The following is a 23,753-nucleotide window of genomic DNA, read 5'->3' as shown; positions in this document are numbered from 1 at the left end:
TAAGTTACGTCTTACCCCGTGACGGATTTTATGCGGCGCTCTGCTCGATCTGCTCGAGTTGCGATTTGAGGTCGGACATCGCCTTCTCCGGGGCCTTCTCTCGGGCCATCGCGTTGTTGACCTCTTGCGAGACCTTCCCGGACTGCTGCGGCCACACGACGGTGACCGGACGGGGGATGGCGTTGTTGCCAGCGACCTTCAGCGCGTCGAGGTAGCGACCGATGACGGGCACCTGCTGTGCACGCTCGGAGTCGAGCAGCGACGGGCGTGGCGGAATCCAGCCGATGATTTCGAACATATCGAGCTGGAACTGCTCGTCCTGCATGGCCTTGAAGACCTGCACGGCTGCCTGCTTTTTCGCGTCCGTCGCGTTCGGGTTCATCGTCAGGTGCCAGCCACCGAGTGCGGCGACGGGGCCACCAGTACCTTCGTACATGGCCTCGTCGGGCGTGACACCGTACGGAATCGGCATGACACCGAGGTCTTCGCCGAAGCCGGTCTGGTCGTTGTCTTCGGTCGGCTCGGCACCGTTGATGACGATGGAGTACGGCCAGTTGCGGTGCATGATGGCGTCCCCACCGGTGAACGGCTTGCGAGACGGTTCTTCGGTCCACTGGAGAACGGCCTCGGGCGCAATCTTGCCCGTGATACCCTCCAGAGCGTGCTCGTCGTCCTCACCGTGGATGAGAGTTCGGACCATGCGGATGGCGTTGAGGACGGGCTCTTCGTCCACCGTAATCGGACGGTCGCCGACCGGTCCGAAGAGGTTCTCGCGGCCACCGAAGTACGCGCCACCGTACGAAGTCATGAACTCGTTGAAGTCACAGCACGACAGGCCTTCGTAGACGTTCGCCTGGAAGGTGTATCCGTACTGGACGTCGGAGTTGGCTTCCATGGCCTCTTTCGTGACCTTCGAGAACTCCTCCCACGACATGGACTCGGTCGCCCACGTGTCGAAGTCGTCGTCGGTATAGCCCGCGTTTCGAAGCAGGTCCTTTCGGTACTGCATCGTCGGGAAGTCGGGGAATAGCGGCTGTCCGTACAGGTCACCGTCCGTTCCCTTCGCCGTCGAGACACTGGCAGCGAAGTACTCGTCTTCGATTGCCGACGTCATCTCGCTCGGCAGCGACTTCGACAGGTTTTGCAGTTGGTTCCGCGCGATGAACGGAATCGTCCACCCACTGTCCATCATTAGCAGTGTCGGTTCTTGCCGACCACCACTGAGCCACTGCTGGTACTGTGCCTGACGGTTGTCAGTCACCTGCGACCCAGCGACGATTTCCACCGTGATATTGTCTGGCAGTCCGGCGTTCCGAAGTGCCTCGAAAATCGCGTCTTCGTTGTCGGCAACACGAGTGTCCGCTGCCCACTTGACAGTAATCTCCTCGGTTGGTTCTTCGGTGTTAATCGGTGTGTCATCGTCTCCGTTGCCACCACCGCCACCGTTGCCGCCACCGTTGTCGTCTCCGCCCCCTGTGCTAATGCAGCCCGCGAGTCCGACTGCGGCGCCCGATGCGCCGGCAGCCTTCACGAAACTGCGTCGAGAGACGCCATTGCGCTTACCCCTGTGTGAGTCAGTATCAACCATTACAGTTTGTACTCTAAGTTTAGTGATTATTTATACTTTTGGTGGGAGTTACTACCGCTGTTGTAGTAAACTACTTGTCAATATTCACTGCAGTCCGAATTCCAATCTATCCGATATTTGTGAGAATCAATATCTAGATACGGGTTGTCACACCTTAGTCTTTTCCCGGAGCAGGCCATTGAGGCGTCTTTGGAGCCTCAATGCGCTCGATATCGGCACTCGTTAGGTCGACGTCGAGTGCACCGATATTCTCGTCGAGGTGGTCGAGTCGGCGTGGACCGATGATTGGTGCGTCGACGACCGGTTTGTGTAACAACCACGAAAGTGACACCTGTGCAGGCGACGCGTCCTTTTCATCAGCGATGGCACGAATCTCGTCGAGGACGGCCCAGTTTTCGTCCGTGAATCGGTCGGATGTGTAGTCGTCCGTGTCCGCGCGCGTGTCTGCGGGAACCTCACTACCACGCTCGTACTTTCCGGTGAGAAAGCCGCCAGCGAGCGGTGACCACGGGATAACACCGATATCTTCTCCCTCACAGACGGGGAGGAGATTCGCTTCCTCGTGTCTGTCCACTGCGTTGTACTCGGGTTGCATACACGCGAACCGTTCGACGTTCTCGACGTCCGCAGTGTACAGGGCTTTAGTGAACTTGTACGCCGACATCGTACTCGCACCGATGTACCGGACGAGACCCTCCTCGACGAGGTGGTCGAGCGCCGAAAGCGTCTCTTCGATTGGGACCTGCTCGTCCCAGCGGTGAATCTGGTAGAGGTCGATGTAGTCGGTACCGAGTCTGTCGAGACTCGCCTGCGCCTGGTCGAGAATGTGCTTGCGCGAGAGCCCGGATTTATTTGGCCCGTCACCCATCGGGAAGAACACCTTCGTCGCGATGACCAGTTCCTCTCGGTCGCGTCCGGCGATTGCGTCACCGACGATTCGCTCCGATTCGCCGCGAGAGTAGGCATTGGCCGTGTCGAGGAAGTTGATACCGGCGTCGAGCGCGTGGTCGAGGAGTTCGAGACTCGCTTCCCGGTCGTTCATCATCCACTCGGCACCAGAACCGAAGTTCATACACCCGAGACAGAAGCGCGAGACTTCCAGACCCGTGTTTCCGAGGTACGTGTACTCCATCTCTGCCATAGATACACATACACAAACTTCGGTGAAAAATGTGCGTACGGTGAGATAACCGCCGAGCGACGCTCGGAGACGTAATCGCTTTACCCACCCCTCCGGAATCCGGAGTGTATGGACGGGCGCACACGCGAGTACCTCGAAGGGCGCTTCGGTGACTACTACCGGAGCGCCGCCGTCCCCCTCCCGCCCGCGCCGGGCGAGCGAGAGTGGGGCGTCATCCCCTGGTCTGCGGGCGGCACACGGATGCACCGTCACCAGTCGCTTTTAGACCTCGGCGAGCTCGACGACTACCTCACGCGCAGTGCGCCCAGACACGTCTACTTCTCGTCAGCCCGCTTTTCGGACCCCGGCGCGTCCTCCATGGACGAGAAGGGCTGGCGCGGTGCCGACCTCGTCTTCGACATCGACGCCGACCACCTCCCGGGTGTCGACCCCGACGAGACGAACTACGCGGACATGCTCGAATTCGGAAAAGAGGCGCTGTTGGACCTCGTTGACCTCCTCGAACGTGACTTCGACTTCGACGAGATGCAGGTCGTCTTCTCCGGCGGCCGCGGCTACCACGTCCACGTCAGAGACGATTCCGTCCGACAACTCGACAGCGACGCACGACGCGAAATCGTCGATTACATCCGCGCTATCGACCTCGACGTGGAGGGACTCATCGAGACGCGCCAGTACGGAACGACGACACGGCGCGTCCTTCGAACCGAAGGCGGGTGGGGCCGCCGGACGCACCAGCGACTCCTTGATTTCGCCGACGGCCTGATGGAGATGGAAGAAGACGCCGCGCTCGAACGACTGATGGAACTCGACGGCATTGGGGAGGGCCGCGCGAAGACCATCCTCGGAACGTTCCAAAACAACTCCGAGGCTATCCGTGACGGGAACGTCGAAGCGGGCGGCCCGGGTGTTCGCACGCTCGTCGAAGCACTCGCACACGAGACAGTCGAAGACGAAACGTCGCCTATCGACGAGCCGGTGACGACTGACACGAAGCGCCTGATTCGACTCCCGAAGAGTCTCCACGGCGGGTCGGGGCTTGTCGTCCAGCCGCTCGACCGCGACGAAATCGACGACTTCGACCCGCTCGTCGACGCCGTTCCCGACCGCTTCCGCGGGGAAGAGACGACAGTGAAAGTCACTGACGCCGGACCGGTGACGTTCGATGGCGATACATTTACACTCCAGTCTGGCGTCCAATCAGTACGCGAGAGTCTCGGGATTTTCCTCATGACCCGTGGGCGAGCCGAGAAGGTGCAACAATGAACGTAGACGAACTCAGGAGTGTGCTGCGGACCGAACGGCAGAAAGATAGCCTGCAGCAGCTACGCGAGTCGTTCTACGAAGACGTCTCCGACTACCTCGCCGAGCGAAAGGCGGCGAGAGAACAGAAAGCGGAGGAACTCGGCACCCACTACTCACCCGACATTCGCCAGATTACCGACGAAATCGAGACTGCAGAAGAGGTCGTCACGTCGATTTACGAACGCCGTGTCGGCAAAGTCGTCAAGGCCGCGAGTTTCGCGGCCGCTGGCATGTCCAGTACGACCCAGGGGCTGACGACCGAAGAAAAGCGCCTCTTCGATGACCTCGTCTCCCGAATCGAAGAGAACAGGTCGACGGTCCTCTCGTCGCTCGAAGACGTCGCTGCCGCCGACACACCGGCGGGCGGCCACGAGTCGGCAGGGAACTACGGGCCAGCAGGCAACCACGAAACGGGCGCGTCCCCCGACGTAGCCACCGACAGCGACACAGCCGAAACAGCTGCGTCTGACCCCACGATTCCACCGGACGAACCAGACCCCGAAACCGCTGATTCTGCGCCCACGTTCGACACGCCGTCCGAGAGTGCCGGCGACGTACTCGCCAACGCGATGGGCGACGGCGACGATTCTGACGAGTCGGCGGCGGTCGATTCCGAGTCGTCGACAACAGCCGCTTCCGAGTCACCCGCGGCAGACGACGACGCTCCCCGTCCCCCAAGCGAGGCCGACGCGGTCCTCGGCGACGACGGGGCAACCGTCGCAGACGAAGGCTCGGACGCGGATTCGACCACACCCCCGAATTCGGACTCTGACGACGACCCGCTCGCGGGACTCGTCGACGACCGCGAGACGGTTCGAATCACCGCCGACGTGGGGACGATTCTCGGCATCGACGACCGGGAGTACGACCTTGCTCGCGAGGATGTGGTGACGCTTCCCGCGGCAAACGCCGACCCACTCGTCGAGCGCGGTGCGGCCGAGAAACTCGAGTGAGAAAGACCCTTCTCCGGTCCGTGTGAAGACACAGCCATGCTCTCAGTAGGTGACGCGGCACCCGATTTCGAACTTTCAGACCAGCACGGCGACACCGTCTCGCTGTCCGAGTATCGCGGCCAGCACGTCGTGGTGTACTTCTACCCCCGAGCGGACACGCCGGGGTGTACCACAGAGGCGTGTGGCTTCCGTGATTCGTGGGACGAGTTCGGCGAACGCGACGTGGCAGTCCTCGGCATCAGCGACGACCCAGTCTCGGACCTCGACTCCTTCGCCGACAAGTACGACCTGCCGTTCTCGCTTCTGTCTGACGAAGACGGTAGCGTCTCCGGCGCGTACGACTCCTACGGCGAGAAAAATATGTTCGGCAAGACCTTCGACGGCGTGTTCAGAAACACGTACCTCGTCGGACCGGACGGAACGATAGAACAGGTCTACGAAGGCGTCTCACCCGACGGCCACGCCGAAGAGATTCTCGCCGACCTCGACGACTAACTGCCCTTCGCCGTCGCGAGCGGCGACCAGCGCTCCCGTTGCAACTCTGCTCCGAGTACCTTCTTTACAAACGCAGGCAGGCACACCGCATTTCCGGTGAAACAAACGCGAAGCTCGTTGAAAATTTAGTATCCCTAGCAGTGGGTACCACTACATAGCAGACAGGAGTAATAAGAACATGTCGGTCCGCCGGGGGTAGTCCGGGTCGGAGCGGCAGTTACCAGGGCGGGTCGGAACGACAGCCGACTCACCGAACGTGCGAGCGGACCTAGTAGAAGGTCCGGCCGGCTTCGTCTTCGTGTTGGACTTCGCTCTGGTGGAAGCGCTCTTCGATTTCGTCGTAGCGGCGGCGGACCTCGTCGGTGACGCTCGGTCCGACCTCGTCAAGTGCATCGACGAAGTGGTCCATCGTGACGCGTACGTTGCCGATACTCTCCTCGATTTCGTCTTTCTCCACGCTCGTGATGAACTCACGGCTGGCGTTCATCGACGCCTCGCGGCAGAGCGCTTCGATGTCGGCACCGACGTAGCCGTCGGTTCTCGACGCGATTTTGTCGAGGTCGACGTCGTCGGCCAGCGGCTTGTGCTCCGTGTGGACGTCGAGGATGGCGCGGCGAGCATCCTCGTCCGGCACGGGAACGTGGACGTGGCGGTCGAGGCGACCGGGGCGCAAGAGCGCCGCGTCGATGAGGTCCGGGCGGTTCGTGGTCGCGATGACGACCACGTCTTCGAGCGATTCGAGGCCGTCCAACTCGGTCAAGAGTTGCGAGACGACGCGCTCTGTGACGCCGGAACTCGTGGAGTCGCTCCCGCGTTCTGCGGCGATGGAGTCGATTTCGTCGAAGAACACCACAGTCGGGGCGTTTTCGCGGGCTTTCTTGAACACTTCGCGGACGCCCTTCTCGGACTCGCCGACGAACTTGTTGAGCAGTTCGGGGCCTTTGATGGAGATGAAGTTCGACTCCGCCTCGTTGGCGACGGCCTTGGCGAGGAGGGTCTTCCCCGTCCCCGGCGGACCGTACATCAGGACGCCTTTCGCAGCGGCCATGTCCATTTTCTCGAAGACTTCGGGGTATTCGAGCGGCCATTGGATGGTCTCACGAAGGCGTTCTTTGGTGTCTCCGAGGCCGCCGACGTCCTCCCAGGTGACGTCCGGCACTTCGACGAACACTTCGCGGAGCGCGGAGGGCTCGGTGCTCTTGAGCGCCTCCTTGAAGTCGTCTTCAGTGACGCGCAGGCTTTCGAGGACTTCGGCGTCGATTTCCTCGGCTTCGAGGTCGAGTTCCGGGCGGATGCGACGCAGCGCGTGCATCGCCGACTCCTTCGCCAGCGATTCGAGGTCGGCACCGACAAAGCCGTGAGTGTTGTCCGCGTAGGAGTCGAGGTCGACCTCGTCGGTCAGCGGCATGTTCCGCGTGTGGACCTGCAGAATCTCCTTGCGGCCGTCGCGGTCCGGGACACCGATTTCGATTTCGCGGTCGAAGCGACCACCGCGCCGGAGTGCGGTGTCGATGGCGTCGACGCGGTTGGTCGCACCGATGACGACGACTTCGCCGCGCTCGTCGAGACCGTCCATCAGCGACAGCAGTTGTGCGACGACACGGCGTTCGACGTCACCGCCAGCCTCGCCGCGCTTGGGCGCGATGGAGTCGATTTCGTCGATAAAGACGATAGCCGGGGAGTTCTCCGTTGCCTCATCGAAGATTTCACGGAGTTGCTCTTCGGACTCGCCGTAGTACTTCGACATGATTTCCGGGCCGGAAATCGTGTGGAAGGAGGCGTCGATTTCGTTGGCGACGGCCTTGGCGATGAGCGTCTTACCCGTCCCCGGCGGGCCGTGCAGGAGGACACCTTTCGGCGGCTCGATGCCGAGGCGCTTGAACAGTTCCGGGTGACGCATCGGCAGTTCGATCATCTCGCGGACCTGTTCGAGTTCCTTGTCGAGACCACCGATGTCCTCGTAGGTCACAGAGGGACCGTCACTCGTACCAGAGGAGGTGTCGGCGATTTGCTCGGCGGGCTTCTGGCTGACCTGGAACTCGGTGTTGTCGTTGACGACGACCGTCCCGGACGGTTGCGTCGAGGCGATTTTGATTGGCACCGACTGGTTCGACGCGCTCATGAAGCCGAATCCGAGCGGGAGCTGGACGTTCTGACCCTTCGTGACGGGCTGTCCGGAGAGCTTGTCGCGGATGTAGGTACCGACGTTCCCGCCGATACGGAGGTTCTGCGGGAGGGCAATCGTGACTTTCTGTGCGGGCTTGACGTCGGCTTTCTCCACGTCGATGCGGTCGTCGATGCCGACGCCGGCCTCTTGCCGGAGTCGGCCGTCGATACGGATGACACCCGTGTTCTGGTCTTCGGGGTATCCCGGCCAGACACGTGCGATGGCGGTACCGCCGTCGGGACCTTCGATGCGGATGAAGTCTCCGCCTTCGAGGTCGAGCTTATTCGCGGCGGCCCGGTCGATAGCAGCGAGTCCACGACCGGCGTCTTTCTGCTTCAGGGGTTTGACGATGAGTTTCATTTATTTCTGGATGGTGATGGTGAGCACGCCGTTTTGTACGCCGACCTCGGCGTCGCCGGCGGGGAGTTCGAACTCCGTCTCGGTCACGCTGGCTCCGGTGTCGGCGACGACGATGGCCGTCGAGCCGACGATATCGACGTCGACCTCATCCTCCGAGAGGCCGATGTCGGCGGCGATGACCCAACTGTCGTCGTATTCGTACCGGCGAAGGAACCGCTCGTTGCCGCCGGCGAACTGTTGCATGCTCATAATATCTCTAACCCAAGGTTAGTGTTTATAGTATTAATATCTTTCTCCGATGAATCGGGTGACAGGGTAGGGAATCCCGAATTTCAGTTGTATTGCGGTTCACACCAGATTCACCTCAGTTCGTAGTTCGTGATGGGGTAATGTCAAACTAGTGGCTTGACATAGACAGGTCTGCGGCGAGAGTGCACAACGCCAGGAAAGGCGACCAGAACCCCGGTCGAACGGGGGAAGAGCTCACCGTACCGCCCGATTGGGAGGGAGAACTCACCACGTCGTAGGGGTTTATTCACCCGGCGGGCACACGTTCATACATATGGAGACAGCGACGGTAGACCACCACGGGCGGACGACGAACTATCGTCTCCGTGATGCTGGCGGTGACGGCCCGACGATTCTGTGTATTCACGGCAGCGGCGGCGCATTGGGCGCGTGGCGTGGACAGTTCCGACTGGCGAGCGACTATCCTGTGGCCGCACTCGACCTCAGCGGCCACGGTGAGAGCGACGACGTGGACGCCGATGCGGGGTACGAAGCGCTTTCGGCCTACGTCGACGACGTGGTTGCCGTCGCCGAGGAGACGGGTGCGAGCGTCCTCGTCGGAAACTCACTCGGCGGTGCCGTCGCGATGATGGTCGCTCTCGAACGCGACATCGACCTCGACGCACTCGTCCTCGCGGGCACCGGGGCAAAGCTCTCGGTCCTCCAAGACCTGCTCGAATGGCTCGACAACGACTTCGACAGGGCAGTGGAGTTCCTCCACGGCGACGACCACCTGTTTCACACGACCGACGAGCGGTTCATCGAGGGGTCGAAGCAGGCGATGTACGACGCGGGACAAGCAGTCACCAGCCGCGACTTTCGGTCGTGTCACACCTTCGACATTCGCGGCGAAATCGGCAGTATCGACGTACCGACGCTCGCGCTCGTCGGCGAACACGATAAGCTGACGCCCCTGAGCTATCACGAGTATCTCGCCGACGAGATACCGGACTGCGAACTCGCGACGATAGAAGACGCTGCACACCTCGCGATGCTCGAACAGCCCCGCGCGTTCAACGCGGCTGTACAGGATTTCCTCGACCGCCGGGTCTGAACACCCCCAATAGACCCGATTTCGGCGATTTCCTCAGTACAACTCGTCGAGGTCGCCTTCGACGTGGCTGTGTTCGTCCGCGGGGAATTCGCCGGATTCGACGGCGTCGCGGTAGGAATCGACTGCGGACTCCATCTCCGATTTCACGTCGCCGAACTGCGCCGCGAACGGCGGGACGCTGTCGCCCATGCCGACCACGTCGTTGATGACGAGCACCTGCCCGTCGCAGTCGGGACCAGCACCGATGCCGATTGTCGGGATGTCGATTGCCTCCGTGACCTGCTGTGCGAGGTTCGCGGGGACGTGTTCGAGCACGAGCGAGAACGCGCCGGCCTCGGCGTGTTTCTTCGCGAGGTCCATGATTTCGCGGGCGTCGTCGCGGTCGGTTCCCTGTCTGCTGAGCCCGAGTTCTTTCACGCGCTGCGGCGTGAGACCGAGATGTGCCATCACGGGGATGCCGAGTTGGACGAGTCGCTCGGTCAGTTCGACGGTGTGAGGTCCACTCTCTAATTTAACCGCGTCGGCGTCCGCTTCCTTGAGCATGCAGCCGCAGTTCTCGATGCTCGCAGCCTCGTCTACACCGAACGAGAGAAACGGCATGTCGGCGACGACGAGCGCGTCGTCGGTCGCGCGGGCGACTGCCGCGGTCCGGCTGTGCATCTCTTCGACCGTGACTGGGAGCGTCGAGTCGTATCCGAGCGACGCGTTGCCCATGCTGTCGCCGACGAGGATGATGTCGATTCCGGCCTCGTCGACGATGCGTGCTGTCGGCGCGTCGTACGCCGTGAGCATCGTGATTGGCTCGTCTCCAGCCTTCGCCCGAAGGGAACGTACCGTGGCCATAGTTGCCATTCATCCGTCCGGGTTATGAGCGTCCCCCTTTGTCGACGCGACTCAGAGCAGTAAGGCGGTCGAAGCGTGCAAACGGTGTGAGAGGGCTGGAGTGTCAAACTAGGATAAACGAGTGAGATAGGATCATATCGATTGCAGCCACTTCATTGAGACAATTATGCCCTCCCAGACACCCGCGCGCCGCGGTGTCTCACCAGTTATCGGCGTCGCACTCATGCTCGTCGTCGTCGTCCTCCTCGCGGCTATCCTCGGTATCATGGTCACTGGATTCGGCGACACGCTTCGCGAACCACGGCCGCAAGTCGCGTTCGACGTGTCGTACCACCCTGACGGGGAGGGAAACAGCGGAAGTGGGGCGTACATCAACATCTCCCACGACCGCGGCAGTTTCGAAGACGGCGATAGCGTGTTCGTCGTCGACGACAGCGGCAACCGAATCGCGTGGGAGGACGTCTGGACCGGCGGGCCACAGGTCGGTCCGGCCGGAGAGTACGCTCACATCGATGGTGAGGGGTCGGACGGCGTGCTGAATCCAATCTGCAACGCCGGACAGCGCTACCGTGTCATCATCGAGTACGAAGACGGCTCGTCACAGATGCTCGTCGACTACGAGATTCCGTCCGACCCGACCTCGACCAGCAGCAACTGTTGAACTCGAACCGTCGCGGGCGACGGGAATCGGCACGCATTAGCCCCCACCGTGATACCACTACCCGTGCAACCTGTCGAGCGCTCGAATCCCGACGGTGTCGATTACGGCTGGGTCATGCAGACGACCTTCGTCACGACGATTCTCGTCGGTTCCCCAATCGTCGCTCTCCTCTCGTTGAACGCGACGCTCCCGACGTGGGGAGACAAAGCCGAGTTCGCCATCCGCGTCGGTGCAGTCATCTGGTTCCTCACCGCAATCGCCGTGTACGTCTACGCGAAGCGCACCGATGCAGGCGACGGCGGCACCAAGCCGGACGACGACATCAACCCAAAGAAGGCCACCACTCCGGAAAGCGCCAGTAACTCGGACGGCACCTCGCCCACCAGCAATTCCGAGTCGGACGCTGGGGCTGGCGACTGACGACACTCCACGCTGTCTCTCCTCAAGGCGTCCCGCTCCCAGTGCCTGACGACTCCCGGAAACTCTTTCACACGATACGGCGACGTTCGCGTATGATAGACGAGACCATCGAGGAGATTCGTGAGATGCAGACGCACAGCTCCTCGGTCGTCGCCGTCAAGGCAGCGCAGTCGCTCGCGGAGTTAACCGAGCGCGACTACGTCACCGTCGAGGAGTTCGAACGCGACCTCGAACGAAACGTCAGCGCCCTCAAACGCGCGAACCCGTCGCACGCCTCTCTCTACAATGCGTTACAGGAGGTCCTCAACGACGTGCAGGGGCAGACCGACGACATCGACGAGGCGCGCGAACGAACGCTTTCGACCATCGACCGCGTCGTCGAGAAAGTCGAGACGGGCAAACACCGCGCTGCGAAGAACGCTGCCGAGATGTTCGAAGACGGCGCGACGTTCCTCACACACGACTACTCGTCGACGGTCATGGAGGCCGTCGAACTCGCCGTCGAAGACGGGGCTGACTTGCGCGCGTACGTCACGGAGGCACGGCCGCGCTTCCTCGGCCGCAAATTTGCCCGCGAACTCTCCGACATCGACGGCGTCGAACCGCACCTGATGGTCGACGGTGCCTCGGGCATCTTCCTCCCGAAGTGCGACCGCGTCGTCATCGGGATGGACTGTATCGTCGACGAGACGCTCTACAACCGCGTCGGCACCTTCCCGCTCGTCGCCGCCGCGAACGAAGTCGGCGTCCCCGTGACTGTCGTCGGGTCGAGCGCAAAACTCGTCGACGACGGGTTCCGCTTCGAAAACGAGATTCGGTCGCCAAGCGAGGTCATGCTCGAACCCGTCGAGGGCATCGACATCGAGAACCCTGCCTACGACGCCACACCGGTCGACCTCATCGACGAGGTCATCACTGACGAAGGCGTCGTAGAGTACTGAAGGCGAGTCGCTGGTTTTCGAGTCGACGACGCAGCGAGGTTAGTCCAGACTGACCCACTCGCCGCTGTCGTCGGAGCGCTCGATTGCGTCGAGAATCTCCTGTACTTCGTAGGCCTCCTCGAACGACGGGGAGAACTCACTTCCCTCGGCGGCCGCCGACAGGAACTCGTAGTTCTCGTGGACGAAGGTGTGCTCCCAGCCAATGACGTGGCCTGGCGGCCACCAGTGGTCCACGTACGGGTCTGTTTCGTCGGTGACGAGAACCGTTTCGTAGCCGCGCGAATCGCCCGTCATGACCTCCAGTTCGTTGAGGCGTTCGAGCGAGAACTTCAGACTCCCGTCCGAGCCCTGAATCTCGATGGTGTGGTCGTTCTTGTGGCCGTTGGCGAAGCGCGAAGCCTCGAACGACCCGACCGCGCCGTTTTCGAACTCGGCCTGTGCGGTGTACGCGTCGTCGACCGTGACGGGCTTGTACTCGTCCGTGCCGGGAACCGGACGCTCGTCCACGAACGTCTGGAGGTGCCCGGAGACGCGCTCGATGTCGCCCGCAACCTCGCCGACGAGGAAGCGCGCGAGGTCGACCGTGTGCGCGCCGAGGTCGCCGAGCGCGCCGGACCCAGCGTACTCCTTCTCCATGCGCCACGCCCACGGTGCCTCGGGGTCGACGAGCCAGTCTTGGAGGTAGCGGCCGCGGACGTGGTGAATCTCACCGAGTTCGCCGTCTTCGATGAGGCCTTTCGCGTACTGGATAGCCGGGACGAAGCGGTAGTTGAACGCGCACCCGGCCACGCCGTCGGCGTCGCGGGCGGCGTCGCGGGCGGCGTCGCGCATCGCTTCGGCTTCGTCCAGCGTCGGCGCGAGCGGTTTCTCGCAGAAGACGTGTGCGCCTGCTTCGAGCGCCGCAATCGAGGGTTCGGCGTGGAGGTGGTTCGGCCCGAGATTGTAGAACACGTCCACGTCGTCGACGACGTCGCGCCAGTCGGTCGCCGTCGATTCGAAGCCGAATCGCTCGGCGGCATCGGCGAGGGCCTCTTCGTCGCGGCCGATGATGACCGAGCGCTCGACGTCCGGCGCGTCGGGGAAGAACATCGGGAGGCGGGCGAGCGCGTTGGAGTGCGCTTTGCCCATGAATCGGTAACCGAGGACACCGACTGTGAGGGGTTCAGTCATCGTTGTTCACTCCGCCCAGTAGGCGTCGCCGGGTTGCGTCTCGAAGACGGCGCGGTCGAGGACGTCCACGGCCTTTTCGAGGCCTTCGTTCGAGGATGTGAGTGCGTCTTCGTGCTCGATAGAGAGCGCGCCCTCGTAGCCGACCATCCGGAGCGTCGAAACGACGTCTTTCCAGTGTTCTTCGCCGTGGCCGTAGCCGATAGACCGGAAGAGCCACGAGCGGTCGGCGGTGTCGGCGTAGGAGGTGGTGTCGAGGACGCCCTTGACGCGCGATTCGGACTCGTAGACCTTCGTGTCCTTCGCGTGGAAGTGGTGAATGGCGTCGTGTTCGCCGAGGAAGCGAATCGCGTCGGTAATCGAGATGTCCTGCCAGTAGAGGTGCGAGGGGTCGAAGTTCGCGCCGATGCGCTCGTTTGTCGCCTCGCGGAGCTTCAGCATCCCCGTCGGTTCGTAGACGAGCATGTTGGGGTGCATCTCGATAGCCATGTCGACGCCGTGGTCGTCTGCGAACTCGGCGAGGTCGGACCAGTAGTCGACGGCGACGTCCCACTGGTACTCGTGGGCGTCGGCGTGCTCGGTCGGCCACGGGGCCGTAATCCAGTTCGGGACTTCGTCGTTCGGGCCGCCCGCGGGCAGGCCGGAGAAACAGGTGACGGTGTTCACGTCGAGCGCGTCGGCGAGTTCGATAGCCTCGCGGAGTTCCGTGTCCGCTTCGGCCGCCGTCTCTTCGTCCGGGTGAAGCGGGTTGTTGTGGGTCGCCAGCGCGCTAATCTGCATGTCTCGGTCTTCGACGGCCGCGAGCAGGTCGGCCTGCGCGTCTTCGTCACCGAGGACTGCTGTGCGGTCGACGTGGTCTTCGCCGGGCCAGCCACCGACACCGAGTTCGACACCTTCGACGCCGATACTCGACAGGTAGTCGAGCGCGTCGTCGAGGGATTCGTTCCCGAGCGGGACAGTGAGCACTCCGATGTACATACACAGACATACTACTACGAAGCGAATAAAAATTAAGGAATAGGCAGCCCGTGATTCCAGTCGATCAGTTGCGATTACTGACGAGAGATGCTCGCAGTATTGTCGACTTTGAGCTGTATGCTGCCTTGGTACTCGTCGACGAGTGCATTCGTGAGTTCGAGTTCGTCACCCGGTTTCGGGGACAGCTCTGTGAACTGAACGTATTTTACGGATGTTCCGACGAGGTGTTGGAGCGAGTCGCGGGAGATAGCGTCGATTTTGGCTTTCCCGACGGCGTCGGTAAACTGGTCACTGACGGTTATGCTCGCAGTGATTCTCTCTCCTTCGTACGCGCGAAGCGACTCGATATCAGCAGGGTTCCCTCGCTCGTCGAATTGGGCGAATTCACGAATCTCGTTGATGAATCGCGACGGTGCTTCGTCGCTCGTCTGAATATCGAGTCGCGATTCTGCCCGAGTGACGGCGACGTAGAACAGGCGTCGCTCTTCTTCGATGAACTCGTCACCGGTCGGTCGACTTTCGACGAGCGACTGGAGGCTCACTTGGTCGCTGGTGGGGAAGCCACCCGTGTCCTCGATTGCGTTGGTGACGATGACGTGTGCTGCTTCTTCGCCCTTCGAACTATGCCCGGTGTCGACACTCACGGCCATCGGTTCGCTATGGTCCCCAACGACGATATCTCGGTCACGTAGCTCTTTCCGTATCTTTTGAATCGACGGCGAACCGGTACGAGTTCGCGCGAGCACCATGATGTCTCCTCCACGCTTCCCATCGCCAGTGGGGTGAAGGTACGGCGAATCTTCGACGAGTTCGATGATTTTCTCGAGTGTCTGCTGTTCGTATTCGTCGGAGAAAGGGACTGTGTGAACGTAGATTTCGCCACTGTCGTTCGAGTGAGCATCGACCGATTTGTCGATTTGGTCTTCGTTGTTCGAAATGAGCGTGTTTCCAGCTTCGACAATCGTCTCGTCGCACCGGTAGTTCGTTACGAGTTCTGTCTGCGTTGCAGGCGTGAAGTGTTTGTGGAAGTCGATAAAGAACTCTGGTTTGGCCGCTTTAAACCCGTATATGCTCTGCCAGTCGTCGCCAATCGCGAAGAGACACGACTCGTCGTTCGTGTCGAGCAGCGCTTGGACGAGTTCGAGTTGGCTGAGGTTGAGGTCTTGGAACTCGTCGACCATCACGTGCTCGTACTCGAACTCGGAGAGGTCGACTGATTCGGGAGGATTGTGGAGCAGGTCGGTCGCTTCGATGATGAGGTCCGAAAAATCGAAGAGGTCGTCGCGGTCGAGACGTGACACGTACTCCTCGTAGACTTCGACCGCACAGTGGCTGAAGTCCCAGACCATCGATAAGTACTCGTCTTCACTCGCGCGTCTGAGTTCGTCTCGTGGGTCTTTTTGGTTCTCTTTCGTTCGAGAGATGAAATCTACGAACTGGTCGACGATGTCGGTCCAGAGGACGTTGTAGCAGTACACCCGCCAGTGTTCTTGTTTGACGTCACGAGAGGTGTGCCAGTCGGAGATTTCTGGCACGTCGAATTCGAATCCATCGGCGTCGAGTGAGACGCCGTGGTTACGGAGTTCTCTTCGGAGAGTTCGTTTCAGTGTCTGCTTGTTGACCCGGTCGGTATCGAAGAGTTCGTCGTGTTCGATGATGAGGACGTCGTGGTCGGTCCCGCTGTGGAGTCGTCTCAGTTCCGACGCTCCCGGGCGACGCTTGTAGATTGGTTTCTCGTCCCTGAGACGAGCAGGGAGAACGTACTCAACCGTTAGGTCGTACTGTGGGAGTTCAAAGAGTCTGAAATACGGCAAGTTGTCGGTCTTGGTGACAGACGCCAGCTTGTCTTTTCGATATCTGACACCGTGTTCGAACAAGAAGTCTGCAATCGTCTCGTGGGCGATTCGTTCTGCAAATGGGAACTGTGAGATAGCGTCCCCCGCGAGTGAGGAAGACTTCGGGAGCTGCGAGTAGAAATAGCCCGTGATGACATTGGGTTTGTCGGGAGCAAACCGCTCTTGTTGGTACGCGGCCCGGAAGGCGTGGAACCGGTCTCGAAATTCAGGGTCCTGTTCCCAGAACTCCGAAAGGATGTCTGCGACGAGTGTGTGTTGACGTTGCTCGACGAGGAGTTCGAAATCGTACTTCTTCCGAAGAATGTTCGAGCCAAGCGAGTGAAGTGTCCGAGTGTCGATACTGACCGGTTCGTCGAATAACCGTTCTTCTGGCTCACCAGCGAGCCGTTGACCCATCACCTCGGCTGCGTCTTTCGTAAATGTGAGTGCGATGATATCGTGTGGTTTGACTCCTTCTTCGACGAGAAACTTGGCGCGGTAGGTGAGTGAGAACGTCTTTCCCGTCCCCGCGCCCGCGACGATCTGGTTGTGCGTTCCCAACTTGACAATCGCTTCTTTCTGCCGGGGATTGAGTTCGTACCGGCCGTCTTCTTCTTCGACGAAGAAGAGGTCGTGGTGCTTTTCGAGGAGTCTGTTTGCCCGCTCCTCGTCATCGTAGCGAACTGGTCCAGGATGCGAGACAGGTTCCTCTTGTGAGGTAGAACGTGAGTGTTCATCACCGATGTCCGCCCCCGTACCGCTATCAGTCGCTCCCGACTGCGTATCGCTGCCAAAGATGTTGGCAATAAACGAACGGAATCCCATTTTGTCACTCGAATTGCCAACTGCAATGGGATGATGAATAGCTGTCGGAAATTCACCAGACGGAGCTCGTAGTCAGCGACGCAAGAATTCGGAGAGGCGCTCTCGAAGCCCCGCCTCTTCACCGAGGCGAAGGTAGTACGCCGCGCCGCCGTCTTCGTAGTAGCCGTCGATGCGCCGGCGGACGGTAAAGCCGAGGTTTTTGTAGAATTCGAGCGCGTTCGTGTTCGTCGTGCGGGCGTGGCAGGTGACGACCGGATGGTTGTTGGCGACTTTGGCGACGAGTCGTTTCCCGTGGCCTTCGCCTCGTGCCTCGGGGGAGACGGCGAGAAAGAGAATGTAGCCGTCGCGCCGTGTGGAGGCGAACGCGACGAGCGTGTCGTTTTCGAAGAGAAGATACGTGGTCGAACGACGATAGGCGTCGATAAAGAAGCCGCGGCGTTGTTTCAGGAGTCCCTCGTTGACCCGAATGACCTCCTTGAGGTCCCACGCCTCCTCGGCGTACGCAGTCTCGCCGGGTCCGTCGACCCGTATCTTCACGTTGACGCTCACAAATCGAGGTAACCGGAGGGAGAATATAACTCCACCGTCCGTGTGAACGGCGCACACGATGTCTGTTTACATCTCCTCCCGCCGACCGAAAAGACGAGGGGTGCCTGTCACCGACGAGTCGGTATGAGCTTCACACTCCGGGAACACACCGCCGACGTGGCCGTCGAGGCTGCAGGAGACAGTCTCGGCGACGTCTTCGCCGCGGTCGCAGACGGCCTCACGGCCGCGATGTGCGACGAGGTTGCGGACACCGGCGACCGATTCTCACTTTCCGTGCGCGCCGAGAGCAGAGAGGCGGCGCTGTTCGACTACCTCGACGAACTCATCTACGAGCGCGACGTGCGCGGCGTCCTCCCCGCCGACCACGACGCGACGGTCCGGCAGGAGGGAGACGAGTGGGTCGTCGAAGCCTCGGCACGCGGCGTCCCGTTCGACGACGTGACCGCCCGCGACGTGAAGGCAGTCACCTACTCCGAGATGCGACTCGAAGAAAGCGACGCGGGGTGGGACGCCTACGTCGTCTTCGACGTGTGAGCGCGGCCTGCCCGACCACCAACTGATTTTCTGGCGCTCGACTCGACCCGACCCGGCTCGTGACGGAATCCTATTGAATCGCCATCTCGAACGTTCGGATATGACCACACGCGAGTTCGGAGACATCGAACTGCGACGAGTTCGCGAGCACGTTTGGGAGATTCCGCAGGAGGGCGAGATGAACGCCCCGGCGCGGGTGCTCGCCTCCGAAGCGTTGCTCGAACACATTGGACAGGACAAGACACTCGAACAGTTGCGAAACGCGACGCACCTGCCGGGCATCACCAACCACGCCATCTGTATGCCCGACGGCCATCAGGGGTACGGGTTCCCCGTCGGCGGCGTCGGCGCGACGGACACGACAGACGGGTGTATCTCGCCCGGAGCCGTCGGCTACGACATCAACTGCGGCGTCCGCATGATGACGACGAACCTCACCTACGAGGACCTCCAAGGGAAGGAAGCAGAACTCGTCGAGGCGCTGTTCGACGCCATCCCGAGCGGCCTCGGCGGCGGCGGTGTCGTGACCGGCGACGCGGAGACTATCGACGACATTCTCGCACGCGGGATGGAGTGGGCGGTCGATGCGGGCTACGCCACCGAAGACGACCTCGCACACTGCGAAGACGAAGGCTTCCGCGACGACGCGCGCCCCGAATTCGTCTCACAGAAGGCGAAAGACCGCGGACGCAACCAGATTGGTAGCCTCGGCTCCGGCAACCACTTCCTCGAAGTCCAGCGCGTCACCGACGTGTACCGCGAGGACGTCGCGGAGTCGTTCGGGCTCGAAGCCGACCAAATCGTCGTCCTCATTCACTGTGGCTCCCGCGGCCTCGGTCACCAGACCTGTACGGACTACCTCCGGCGCATCGAGAAGGAACACGCCGACTTGCTCGACGAACTGCCGGACAAGGAACTCGCCGCCGCGCCCGCCGGGTCGGAACTCGCAGAAGAGTACTACGGCGCGATGTGCGCCGCCATCAACTTCGCGTGGGTGAACCGACAGCTCATCATGCACCGCACGCGCGAGGTGTTCGCCGACGTGTTCGACCGCGACTGGCGCGAGATGGACATGCGCCTGCTGTACGACGTGGCGCACAACATCGCCAAGAAGGAGGTTCACACCGTCGACGGCGACGAACGCGAACTCTACGTCCACCGCAAGGGTGCGACCAGAGCGTTCCCCGCGGGCCGACCCGAACTCCCGCCTGCGTACGCCGAGGTCGGGCAGCCGGTCATCATCCCCGGCAGCATGGGTGCCGGAAGCTACGTCCTCCGCGGTGGCGACTCGTCGCTGGACCTCACGTTCGGTTCGACCGCTCACGGTGCGGGTCGACTGATGAGCCGAACAAAGGCGAAACAGGAGTACTGGGGCGAGACGGTGCAAGAAGAACTCCGCGAGCAACAGAAAATCTACGTCAAGGCGCAGTCCGGCGCGACGGTCGCCGAAGAAGCGCCGGGCGTCTACAAGGACGTCGACGAAGTCGTCCGCGTCTCCGACGAGTTAGGAATCGGCGACAAGGTCGTCCGCACCTTCCCCGTCTGCAACATCAAGGGCTGAGTTCGAACGCCCTCGATTCGGCGGCTCTCAGACCGCCGCCGTCGCGGCCGCTGCCCGGCGCTTGTAGAAGTAGTACGCGAGCGCCGCGAGGCCGACGAAGACGGCAGTAACGCCTTCTCCAACGGCACCGAGCCCACCGGAGAGGAACGACGAGACGACGCTCCCGAGACCGAGTGCGAGCAACAGGAGTCCGCCGCCGAGAACCCACGCCCGCGAGTCGCGGTCGGCGTCAGCGTACTGGCCGCTTTCGATGAGCGCCATCTCCTTTTTGTGGTCGAGGTAGACGGCCACAGCGCCGAACCCGAGGATAGCGATTCCGAGGAGGGCAAACGGTGCGAAGAACAGCGCGTCACCGATGCCGGAGGCAGTCTGAATTGGGAACATACCAGACCATCGCCGCGTGACGTATTGAATTACCAGTGACAGCGGCTATCTCGGGGAAAATCCGCCGGGACCACGTGGCCCGGCGTCCGGCCCCCGCGGACTCGATGGCCCTTGCCCGCCGATAACGACGTAGTCGCTTTCGGGAACTGACTCCACCTCGCGTCCGTTTTCGTACCGTACGAACGAGAGATAGAAGTCGCGACCGCACGGCGACTCCAACCCTGGATTCACCACGTCGTCGGCCTCGCTGACCACGTCTGTCCACGTCAGATCGGGCGCATCGCTCTCGCCGCAGACGAAGTGGACGCCGTCGGCGTCGTCCGCCTCGAAGTCGTCGTCCGGGTCGACGTACGCCCACCCGGCCAGCGGATACGGCGTCACCGACTTGTCTGCGAGGTAGCCGTCACGTTCGACTTCGACCACTGCGCCGCAGTGCGGACAGTAGTACGAGACCGGGTATCCCATGAAAAGGAGGTAGGACGCGGCGGGCTTAACCCACACGGAGAATCAGCAGTCGCCCCAGCGAAGATTTATATTCGATTCCGCGGCCAGCCCCCTCGTGCGTTGACCATCGCCGTGGGGCGGACTGCGGGTGTGCGGCACACCGCTCCGCGGAGCAGTCGTGCCGCCTGTTCGCCCTCAATACCCTTGCAGAGAGTCTCTACTCAGACACCAGACGGTCCATCGCCGACGTATCTGAACGCGACACCGGCGCGGTCGGCAGTCACTTCGTCCCGAGCGGAGTCGCCGACGAACACCGCTGAGCCGGGACTGACGCCCATCTTTTCGAGCGTAGCGAGAAGTGGTTCAGGGTCCGGTTTCTCGGTCGCCACAGAGTCGCGGCCGACGACGGCATCGACGTGGGGTTCGAGTTCGTGCACGTCGAGCGCGACACGGCAGGCACTCTCCGCGTTGAGCGAGCAGATGCCAGAGGGAACGCCGTCCTCAGGGAGGTGGTCAGCAAGCGGCAGGCGGTCCGATGTCCACGCGCCTTGTCGTTCGTGCGCCGCGAGTTCGCGTTCGAGGTCGTCGCGGACACCGTGGTCGTCCGCAACGTCGAGCATGCCCCAGAGGTCCATCGCGTCTGCCTCGACGCCAGCCTCGCGGAGGACCAGCGCGGCGTCTCGGGCAGCCTCGTCCCAGTCGACACGGAGATTGACGAGCGTGCCGTCGAGGTCGTAGACGACGGCGTCGAAACCGGAGAGGTCCGGGAGAGTCATTGCCCGGTCTAAGACAGCGGAGAAAAAAGACGCTTCGGGCGACGGAGCCGCTCAGTCGAGGAGGGACCGCGCGATAATCTCTTTTTGAATCTCGCTCGTGCCCTCGTAGATGGTCGTAATCTTGGCGTCGCGGTAGTAGCGCTCCACGTCGAAGTCGGTCGTGTAGCCGTAGCCACCGTGGACCTGCACCGCCTCGTTGGTTACGTCGACCGCCGCTTCGCTCGCGTAGTACTTCGCCATCGCGGCGGGGGTGCGCGGGTCTTCGCCAGCGTCAGCGACGCGAGCGGCCTCGCGGACCAGCGTCCGCGCGGTGTGGACCTGCGTCCCCATCTCCGCAATCTTGTGGCGGATGGCCTGAATCTTCGAAATCGGCTTGTCGAACTGCTCGCGCTCGTTCGCGTACTCGACCGCCTCGTCGAGCGCGGCCTGCGCGAGACCGGTCGCCTGCGAAGCGATGCCGATGCGGCCGCCGGTGAGGATGTGGAACGCAGCAGAGAGACCGCGGCCCTCTTCGGTGAGCTGATTTTCTGCCGGGATGCGCACGTCGTCGAAGAGAAGCGCCGTCGTGTCGGAGGCGCGAAGCCCCATCTTCTCTTCTTTCTTGCCGACTTCGTAGCCGGCGTCCTCGGGGACGAGGAACTGCGTGACAGAGCCGGGGTCCTCCGGGTCCGTCTTCGCGAAGAGGATACAGACGCCACCGCGCTGGCCGTTCGTAATCCACTGTTTCTTGCCGTTGATGACGAACTCGTCGCCCTCGCGGCGCGCGACAGTGGACATCTCCGCTGGATTCGACCCGGCTTCGGGTTCCGAGAGTGCGAACATCCCAACTGGGCGGCCGTCGGCCATCTTCGGGAGCCACTCTTCTTTCTGGTCGTCGGTTGCGAACTCGGCGATACACTCGGTCGCAAGACAGTGGACCGAGAGGGCAGTCGCGACGGCGAGTTGGCCGTAGGCGACCTCCTCGTTGACGACGGAGTACGTCATTCGGTCGGCACCGAAGCCACCGTACTCCTCGGGGACAGTCAGCCCGGTCAGGTCGAGTTCGGCGAGACCGTCCCACACGTCCTCGGGGAACGTCTCCGTTTCGTCCGCCTCGCTGGCGGTCGGGCGAATCTCTTCGACCGCAAACTCGCGGACGAGGTCGCGGATGGCCCGCTGCTCGTCGGTCAGCGCGATGTCGGACCCTACTGTTACCATGGTCTCTTCTACGAACCATAATTGAAAAAGATGAGTGAATTGTCCCGCGACGGGTTCAAATCCGACAGTGATGGGCGCTATCAGTACTCGTGGAGGAACGCGAGTACCTCGTCGGCGGTTGCACCGAGACCGCCTCCCTGAGCGAACGTCGGGCTGCCACCACCGCCACCACCGAACTCGTCTGTCACGTCGTCGACGATATCGCCCGCCGAAACGTCACCCGCGCTGGCGACGACGATAAACGGTGCGTTGGAGTCGCCGACGGCGACGAGGACGTCTGCCTCGCCGCGGGTGTCCTTCGCGGCCTCGCCGACGTCGTTCGCTTCGAATCCCGAGACCGACCCGACCTTCCACGTGCCGCCGTCTCGTTCGAGCGTCTCGAAGTTCGCGAGGCGCGTCCCGAGTGTCTCTGCTTTCAGGTCGGCGAGTTCGCCTTCGAGCGCGGCGCGTGACTCGACTGTTTCGGCTGCAACGTCACCAAGGTCTTCGAGATTCGTGCCGAGCGCCCGCGCTGCGTCGTAGGCGGCCGTCTGGAGTTCCGCGCGGTGGTCGATGGCCGACGGGCCGACAGCGAGTTCGACGCGCGTGAGTCCTTCGCCGGGATTCGAGCGACCCAGGACCTCCACGGGGCCGATTTCGATGGTGTTCGAGACGTGGGTTCCGCCGCAGGCACCCCAATCCCACCCGTCGACGGTGACGACTCGGACCTCGTCGGCATCGGCGAAGACGCCTTCTTCGGTCTTCACGTTGAACGCGATTTCGTCGCGCTCGCGCGCTTCTGAGACTGGAATCTCTTCCCACGACACCTCGCGGGAGTCCCAGACGGCACGGTTGACCAGGCGCTCCAGTTCGACCAGTGCTGCGTCGTCGACGTCCGTGCTGGTCTCGAAGTCGACGCGGACTTTCTCCTCTGTGATGTCGAAGCCACCGTATCCGAGGTCGTCGAAGATGTGCCGCGCCGCGCCGTAGAGGACGTGACTCGCGGTGTGCGCTCGCATGCAGTAGGTTCGATAGTCGTCGTCGACGACGCCAGTGACTTCGTCCCCAACATCGAAGTCAGGAGTCTCCGCGAGTTCGTGGACGACGACGTCGTCTTCCGCGTAGACGTGGGCGAGTTCGACACCGCCGAGGACACCCCGGTCGGCAGGTTGCCCGCCGCCTTCCGGATAGAAGTACGTCTCGTCGAGGACGACAGACCGCTCGTCGACACTCGTGACCGTTGCCTCGAATGCCCGGACCTCCGGGTTCGACGGTGCGAGAGAGAGTGGCATGGGAGCGTCGAGACGC

At 62.0% G+C, this 23,753-nt stretch carries 23 protein-coding genes; 9 read left to right on the top strand and 14 right to left on the bottom strand.

The genetic code is table 11. The annotated features are described in order from the left end of the window. Positions 1–28 precede the first annotated feature (28 nt). Together C453_RS13985 and C453_RS13980 are read right to left on the bottom strand one after the other, a co-directional pair. Entirely contained in the window at positions 29–1,588 is a 1,560-nt protein-coding gene (locus C453_RS13985; protein WP_083881606.1) for an extracellular solute-binding protein, read from the bottom strand. Between the two features lie 154 nt (positions 1,589–1,742). Beyond that, positions 1,743–2,729, bottom strand: a complete 987-nt coding sequence (locus C453_RS13980) for an aldo/keto reductase (RefSeq protein ID WP_008325337.1) — start codon at positions 2,727–2,729, stop codon at positions 1,743–1,745. A 108-nt stretch (positions 2,730–2,837) separates the two neighbouring features. Here C453_RS13980 and priS point away from each other — a divergent pair, with 108 nt between their 5' ends. Genes priS through bcp form a run of 3 tightly spaced genes read left to right on the top strand, consistent with a single transcriptional unit; the run spans position 2,838 to position 5,482 of the window. After that, a complete protein-coding gene (gene priS, locus C453_RS13975) occupies positions 2,838–3,995 on the top strand; it encodes a DNA primase small subunit PriS (RefSeq protein ID WP_008325335.1) in 1,158 nt (385 codons plus the stop codon). Further along, complete coding sequence (locus C453_RS13970) at positions 3,992–4,987, top strand: hypothetical protein (RefSeq protein ID WP_008325333.1); 996 nt, start codon at positions 3,992–3,994, stop codon at positions 4,985–4,987. Before priS ends, C453_RS13970 begins: the two co-directional genes overlap by 4 nt. Positions 4,988–5,023: 36 nt before the next feature. After that, positions 5,024–5,482, top strand: a complete 459-nt coding sequence (gene bcp, locus C453_RS13965; protein ID WP_008325331.1) for a thioredoxin-dependent thiol peroxidase — start codon at positions 5,024–5,026, stop codon at positions 5,480–5,482. Positions 5,483–5,750: 268 nt separating this feature from the next. Here bcp and C453_RS13960 read toward each other — a convergent pair whose 3' ends face one another. Together C453_RS13960 and C453_RS13955 are read right to left on the bottom strand one after the other, a co-directional pair. After that, complete coding sequence (locus tag C453_RS13960) at positions 5,751–8,009, bottom strand: CDC48 family AAA ATPase (RefSeq protein ID WP_008325329.1); 2,259 nt, start codon at positions 8,007–8,009, stop codon at positions 5,751–5,753. After that, positions 8,010–8,258: an Hsp20/alpha crystallin family protein gene (locus C453_RS13955; protein ID WP_049907698.1), complete on the bottom strand. Its 249-nt coding sequence runs from the start codon at positions 8,256–8,258 to the stop codon at positions 8,010–8,012. It abuts the gene before it with no gap. Positions 8,259–8,571: 313 nt separating this feature from the next. Here C453_RS13955 and C453_RS13950 point away from each other — a divergent pair, with 313 nt between their 5' ends. Then, positions 8,572–9,351, top strand: a complete 780-nt coding sequence (locus C453_RS13950) for an alpha/beta fold hydrolase (protein ID WP_008325325.1) — start codon at positions 8,572–8,574, stop codon at positions 9,349–9,351. Between the two features lie 33 nt (positions 9,352–9,384). Here C453_RS13950 and panB read toward each other — a convergent pair whose 3' ends face one another. After that, on the bottom strand, positions 9,385–10,194 hold the full coding sequence (gene panB / locus C453_RS13945) for a 3-methyl-2-oxobutanoate hydroxymethyltransferase (RefSeq protein WP_008325324.1): 810 nt from the start codon (positions 10,192–10,194) through the stop codon (positions 9,385–9,387). Positions 10,195–10,360: 166 nt separating this feature from the next. On the opposite strand from panB, the gene C453_RS13940 reads away from it, so the two are divergent. The 3 genes from C453_RS13940 (at position 10,361) to C453_RS13930 (ending at position 12,216) form a co-directional block, all read left to right on the top strand. Continuing rightward, on the top strand, positions 10,361–10,855 hold the full coding sequence (locus tag C453_RS13940) for a type IV pilin (protein ID WP_008325323.1): 495 nt from the start codon (positions 10,361–10,363) through the stop codon (positions 10,853–10,855). 63 nt (positions 10,856–10,918) lie between these two features. Continuing rightward, positions 10,919–11,275 carry a DUF5822 domain-containing protein gene (locus tag C453_RS13935; protein ID WP_008325322.1) on the top strand — a complete coding sequence of 119 codons (357 nt, stop codon included), beginning with the start codon at positions 10,919–10,921 and terminating at the stop codon, positions 11,273–11,275. Positions 11,276–11,367: 92 nt separating this feature from the next. Beyond that, positions 11,368–12,216 carry a translation initiation factor eIF-2B gene (locus C453_RS13930; RefSeq protein WP_008325321.1) on the top strand — a complete coding sequence of 283 codons (849 nt, stop codon included), beginning with the start codon at positions 11,368–11,370 and terminating at the stop codon, positions 12,214–12,216. 39 nt (positions 12,217–12,255) lie between these two features. On the opposite strand, the gene C453_RS13925 is transcribed toward C453_RS13930, so the two are convergent. The 4 genes from C453_RS13925 to C453_RS13910 all read right to left on the bottom strand — a co-directional run bounded on the left by C453_RS13925 (position 12,256) and on the right by C453_RS13910 (position 17,570). After that, on the bottom strand, positions 12,256–13,386 hold the full coding sequence (locus C453_RS13925) for a Gfo/Idh/MocA family protein (RefSeq protein ID WP_008325319.1): 1,131 nt from the start codon (positions 13,384–13,386) through the stop codon (positions 12,256–12,258). Positions 13,387–13,392: 6 nt separating this feature from the next. Continuing rightward, on the bottom strand, positions 13,393–14,361 hold the full coding sequence (locus C453_RS13920; protein WP_008325317.1) for a sugar phosphate isomerase/epimerase family protein: 969 nt from the start codon (positions 14,359–14,361) through the stop codon (positions 13,393–13,395). Positions 14,362–14,435: 74 nt separating this feature from the next. Then, on the bottom strand, positions 14,436–17,021 hold the full coding sequence (locus C453_RS13915; protein ID WP_008325315.1) for a UvrD-helicase domain-containing protein: 2,586 nt from the start codon (positions 17,019–17,021) through the stop codon (positions 14,436–14,438). Positions 17,022–17,093: 72 nt separating this feature from the next. Next, positions 17,094–17,570: a GNAT family N-acetyltransferase gene (locus C453_RS13910; RefSeq protein ID WP_008325313.1), complete on the bottom strand. Its 477-nt coding sequence runs from the start codon at positions 17,568–17,570 to the stop codon at positions 17,094–17,096. A gap of 123 nt (positions 17,571–17,693) precedes the next feature. Here C453_RS13910 and C453_RS13905 point away from each other — a divergent pair, with 123 nt between their 5' ends. Both C453_RS13905 and C453_RS13900 read left to right on the top strand, forming a co-directional pair. Continuing rightward, the gene (locus tag C453_RS13905) at positions 17,694–18,104 is read left to right on the top strand and encodes an archease (protein ID WP_008325311.1); all 411 of its coding nucleotides are present in this window, start codon (positions 17,694–17,696) and stop codon (positions 18,102–18,104) included. A gap of 100 nt (positions 18,105–18,204) precedes the next feature. Next, positions 18,205–19,665: an RtcB family protein gene (locus C453_RS13900; protein WP_008325309.1), complete on the top strand. Its 1,461-nt coding sequence runs from the start codon at positions 18,205–18,207 to the stop codon at positions 19,663–19,665. Positions 19,666–19,692: 27 nt separating this feature from the next. On the opposite strand, the gene C453_RS13895 is transcribed toward C453_RS13900, so the two are convergent. From C453_RS13895 to C453_RS13875, 5 genes are all read right to left on the bottom strand, one after another. Beyond that, positions 19,693–20,049 (bottom strand): DUF6249 domain-containing protein, encoded by a 357-nt coding sequence (locus C453_RS13895; RefSeq protein WP_008325307.1) that lies wholly within the window; start codon positions 20,047–20,049, stop codon positions 19,693–19,695. Positions 20,050–20,094: 45 nt separating this feature from the next. Further along, positions 20,095–20,514 (bottom strand): hypothetical protein, encoded by a 420-nt coding sequence (locus tag C453_RS13890; RefSeq protein ID WP_008325305.1) that lies wholly within the window; start codon positions 20,512–20,514, stop codon positions 20,095–20,097. A 200-nt stretch (positions 20,515–20,714) separates the two neighbouring features. Then, the gene (locus C453_RS13885) at positions 20,715–21,269 is read right to left on the bottom strand and encodes an HAD family hydrolase (RefSeq protein WP_008325303.1); all 555 of its coding nucleotides are present in this window, start codon (positions 21,267–21,269) and stop codon (positions 20,715–20,717) included. Between the two features lie 51 nt (positions 21,270–21,320). Then, positions 21,321–22,466, bottom strand: a complete 1,146-nt coding sequence (locus C453_RS13880) for an acyl-CoA dehydrogenase family protein (protein WP_008325301.1) — start codon at positions 22,464–22,466, stop codon at positions 21,321–21,323. Positions 22,467–22,546: 80 nt separating this feature from the next. Then, positions 22,547–23,737 (bottom strand): alanyl-tRNA editing protein, encoded by a 1,191-nt coding sequence (locus tag C453_RS13875; protein WP_008325299.1) that lies wholly within the window; start codon positions 23,735–23,737, stop codon positions 22,547–22,549. Positions 23,738–23,753 lie beyond the last annotated feature (16 nt).

The sequence above is a fragment of the Haloferax elongans ATCC BAA-1513 genome (assembly GCF_000336755.1).
GTDB classification, from domain to species: domain Archaea; phylum Halobacteriota; class Halobacteria; order Halobacteriales; family Haloferacaceae; genus Haloferax; species Haloferax elongans.
Note: the sequence above shows the minus strand (reverse complement) of the source record. Positions and strands in the feature narration are given on the sequence as shown.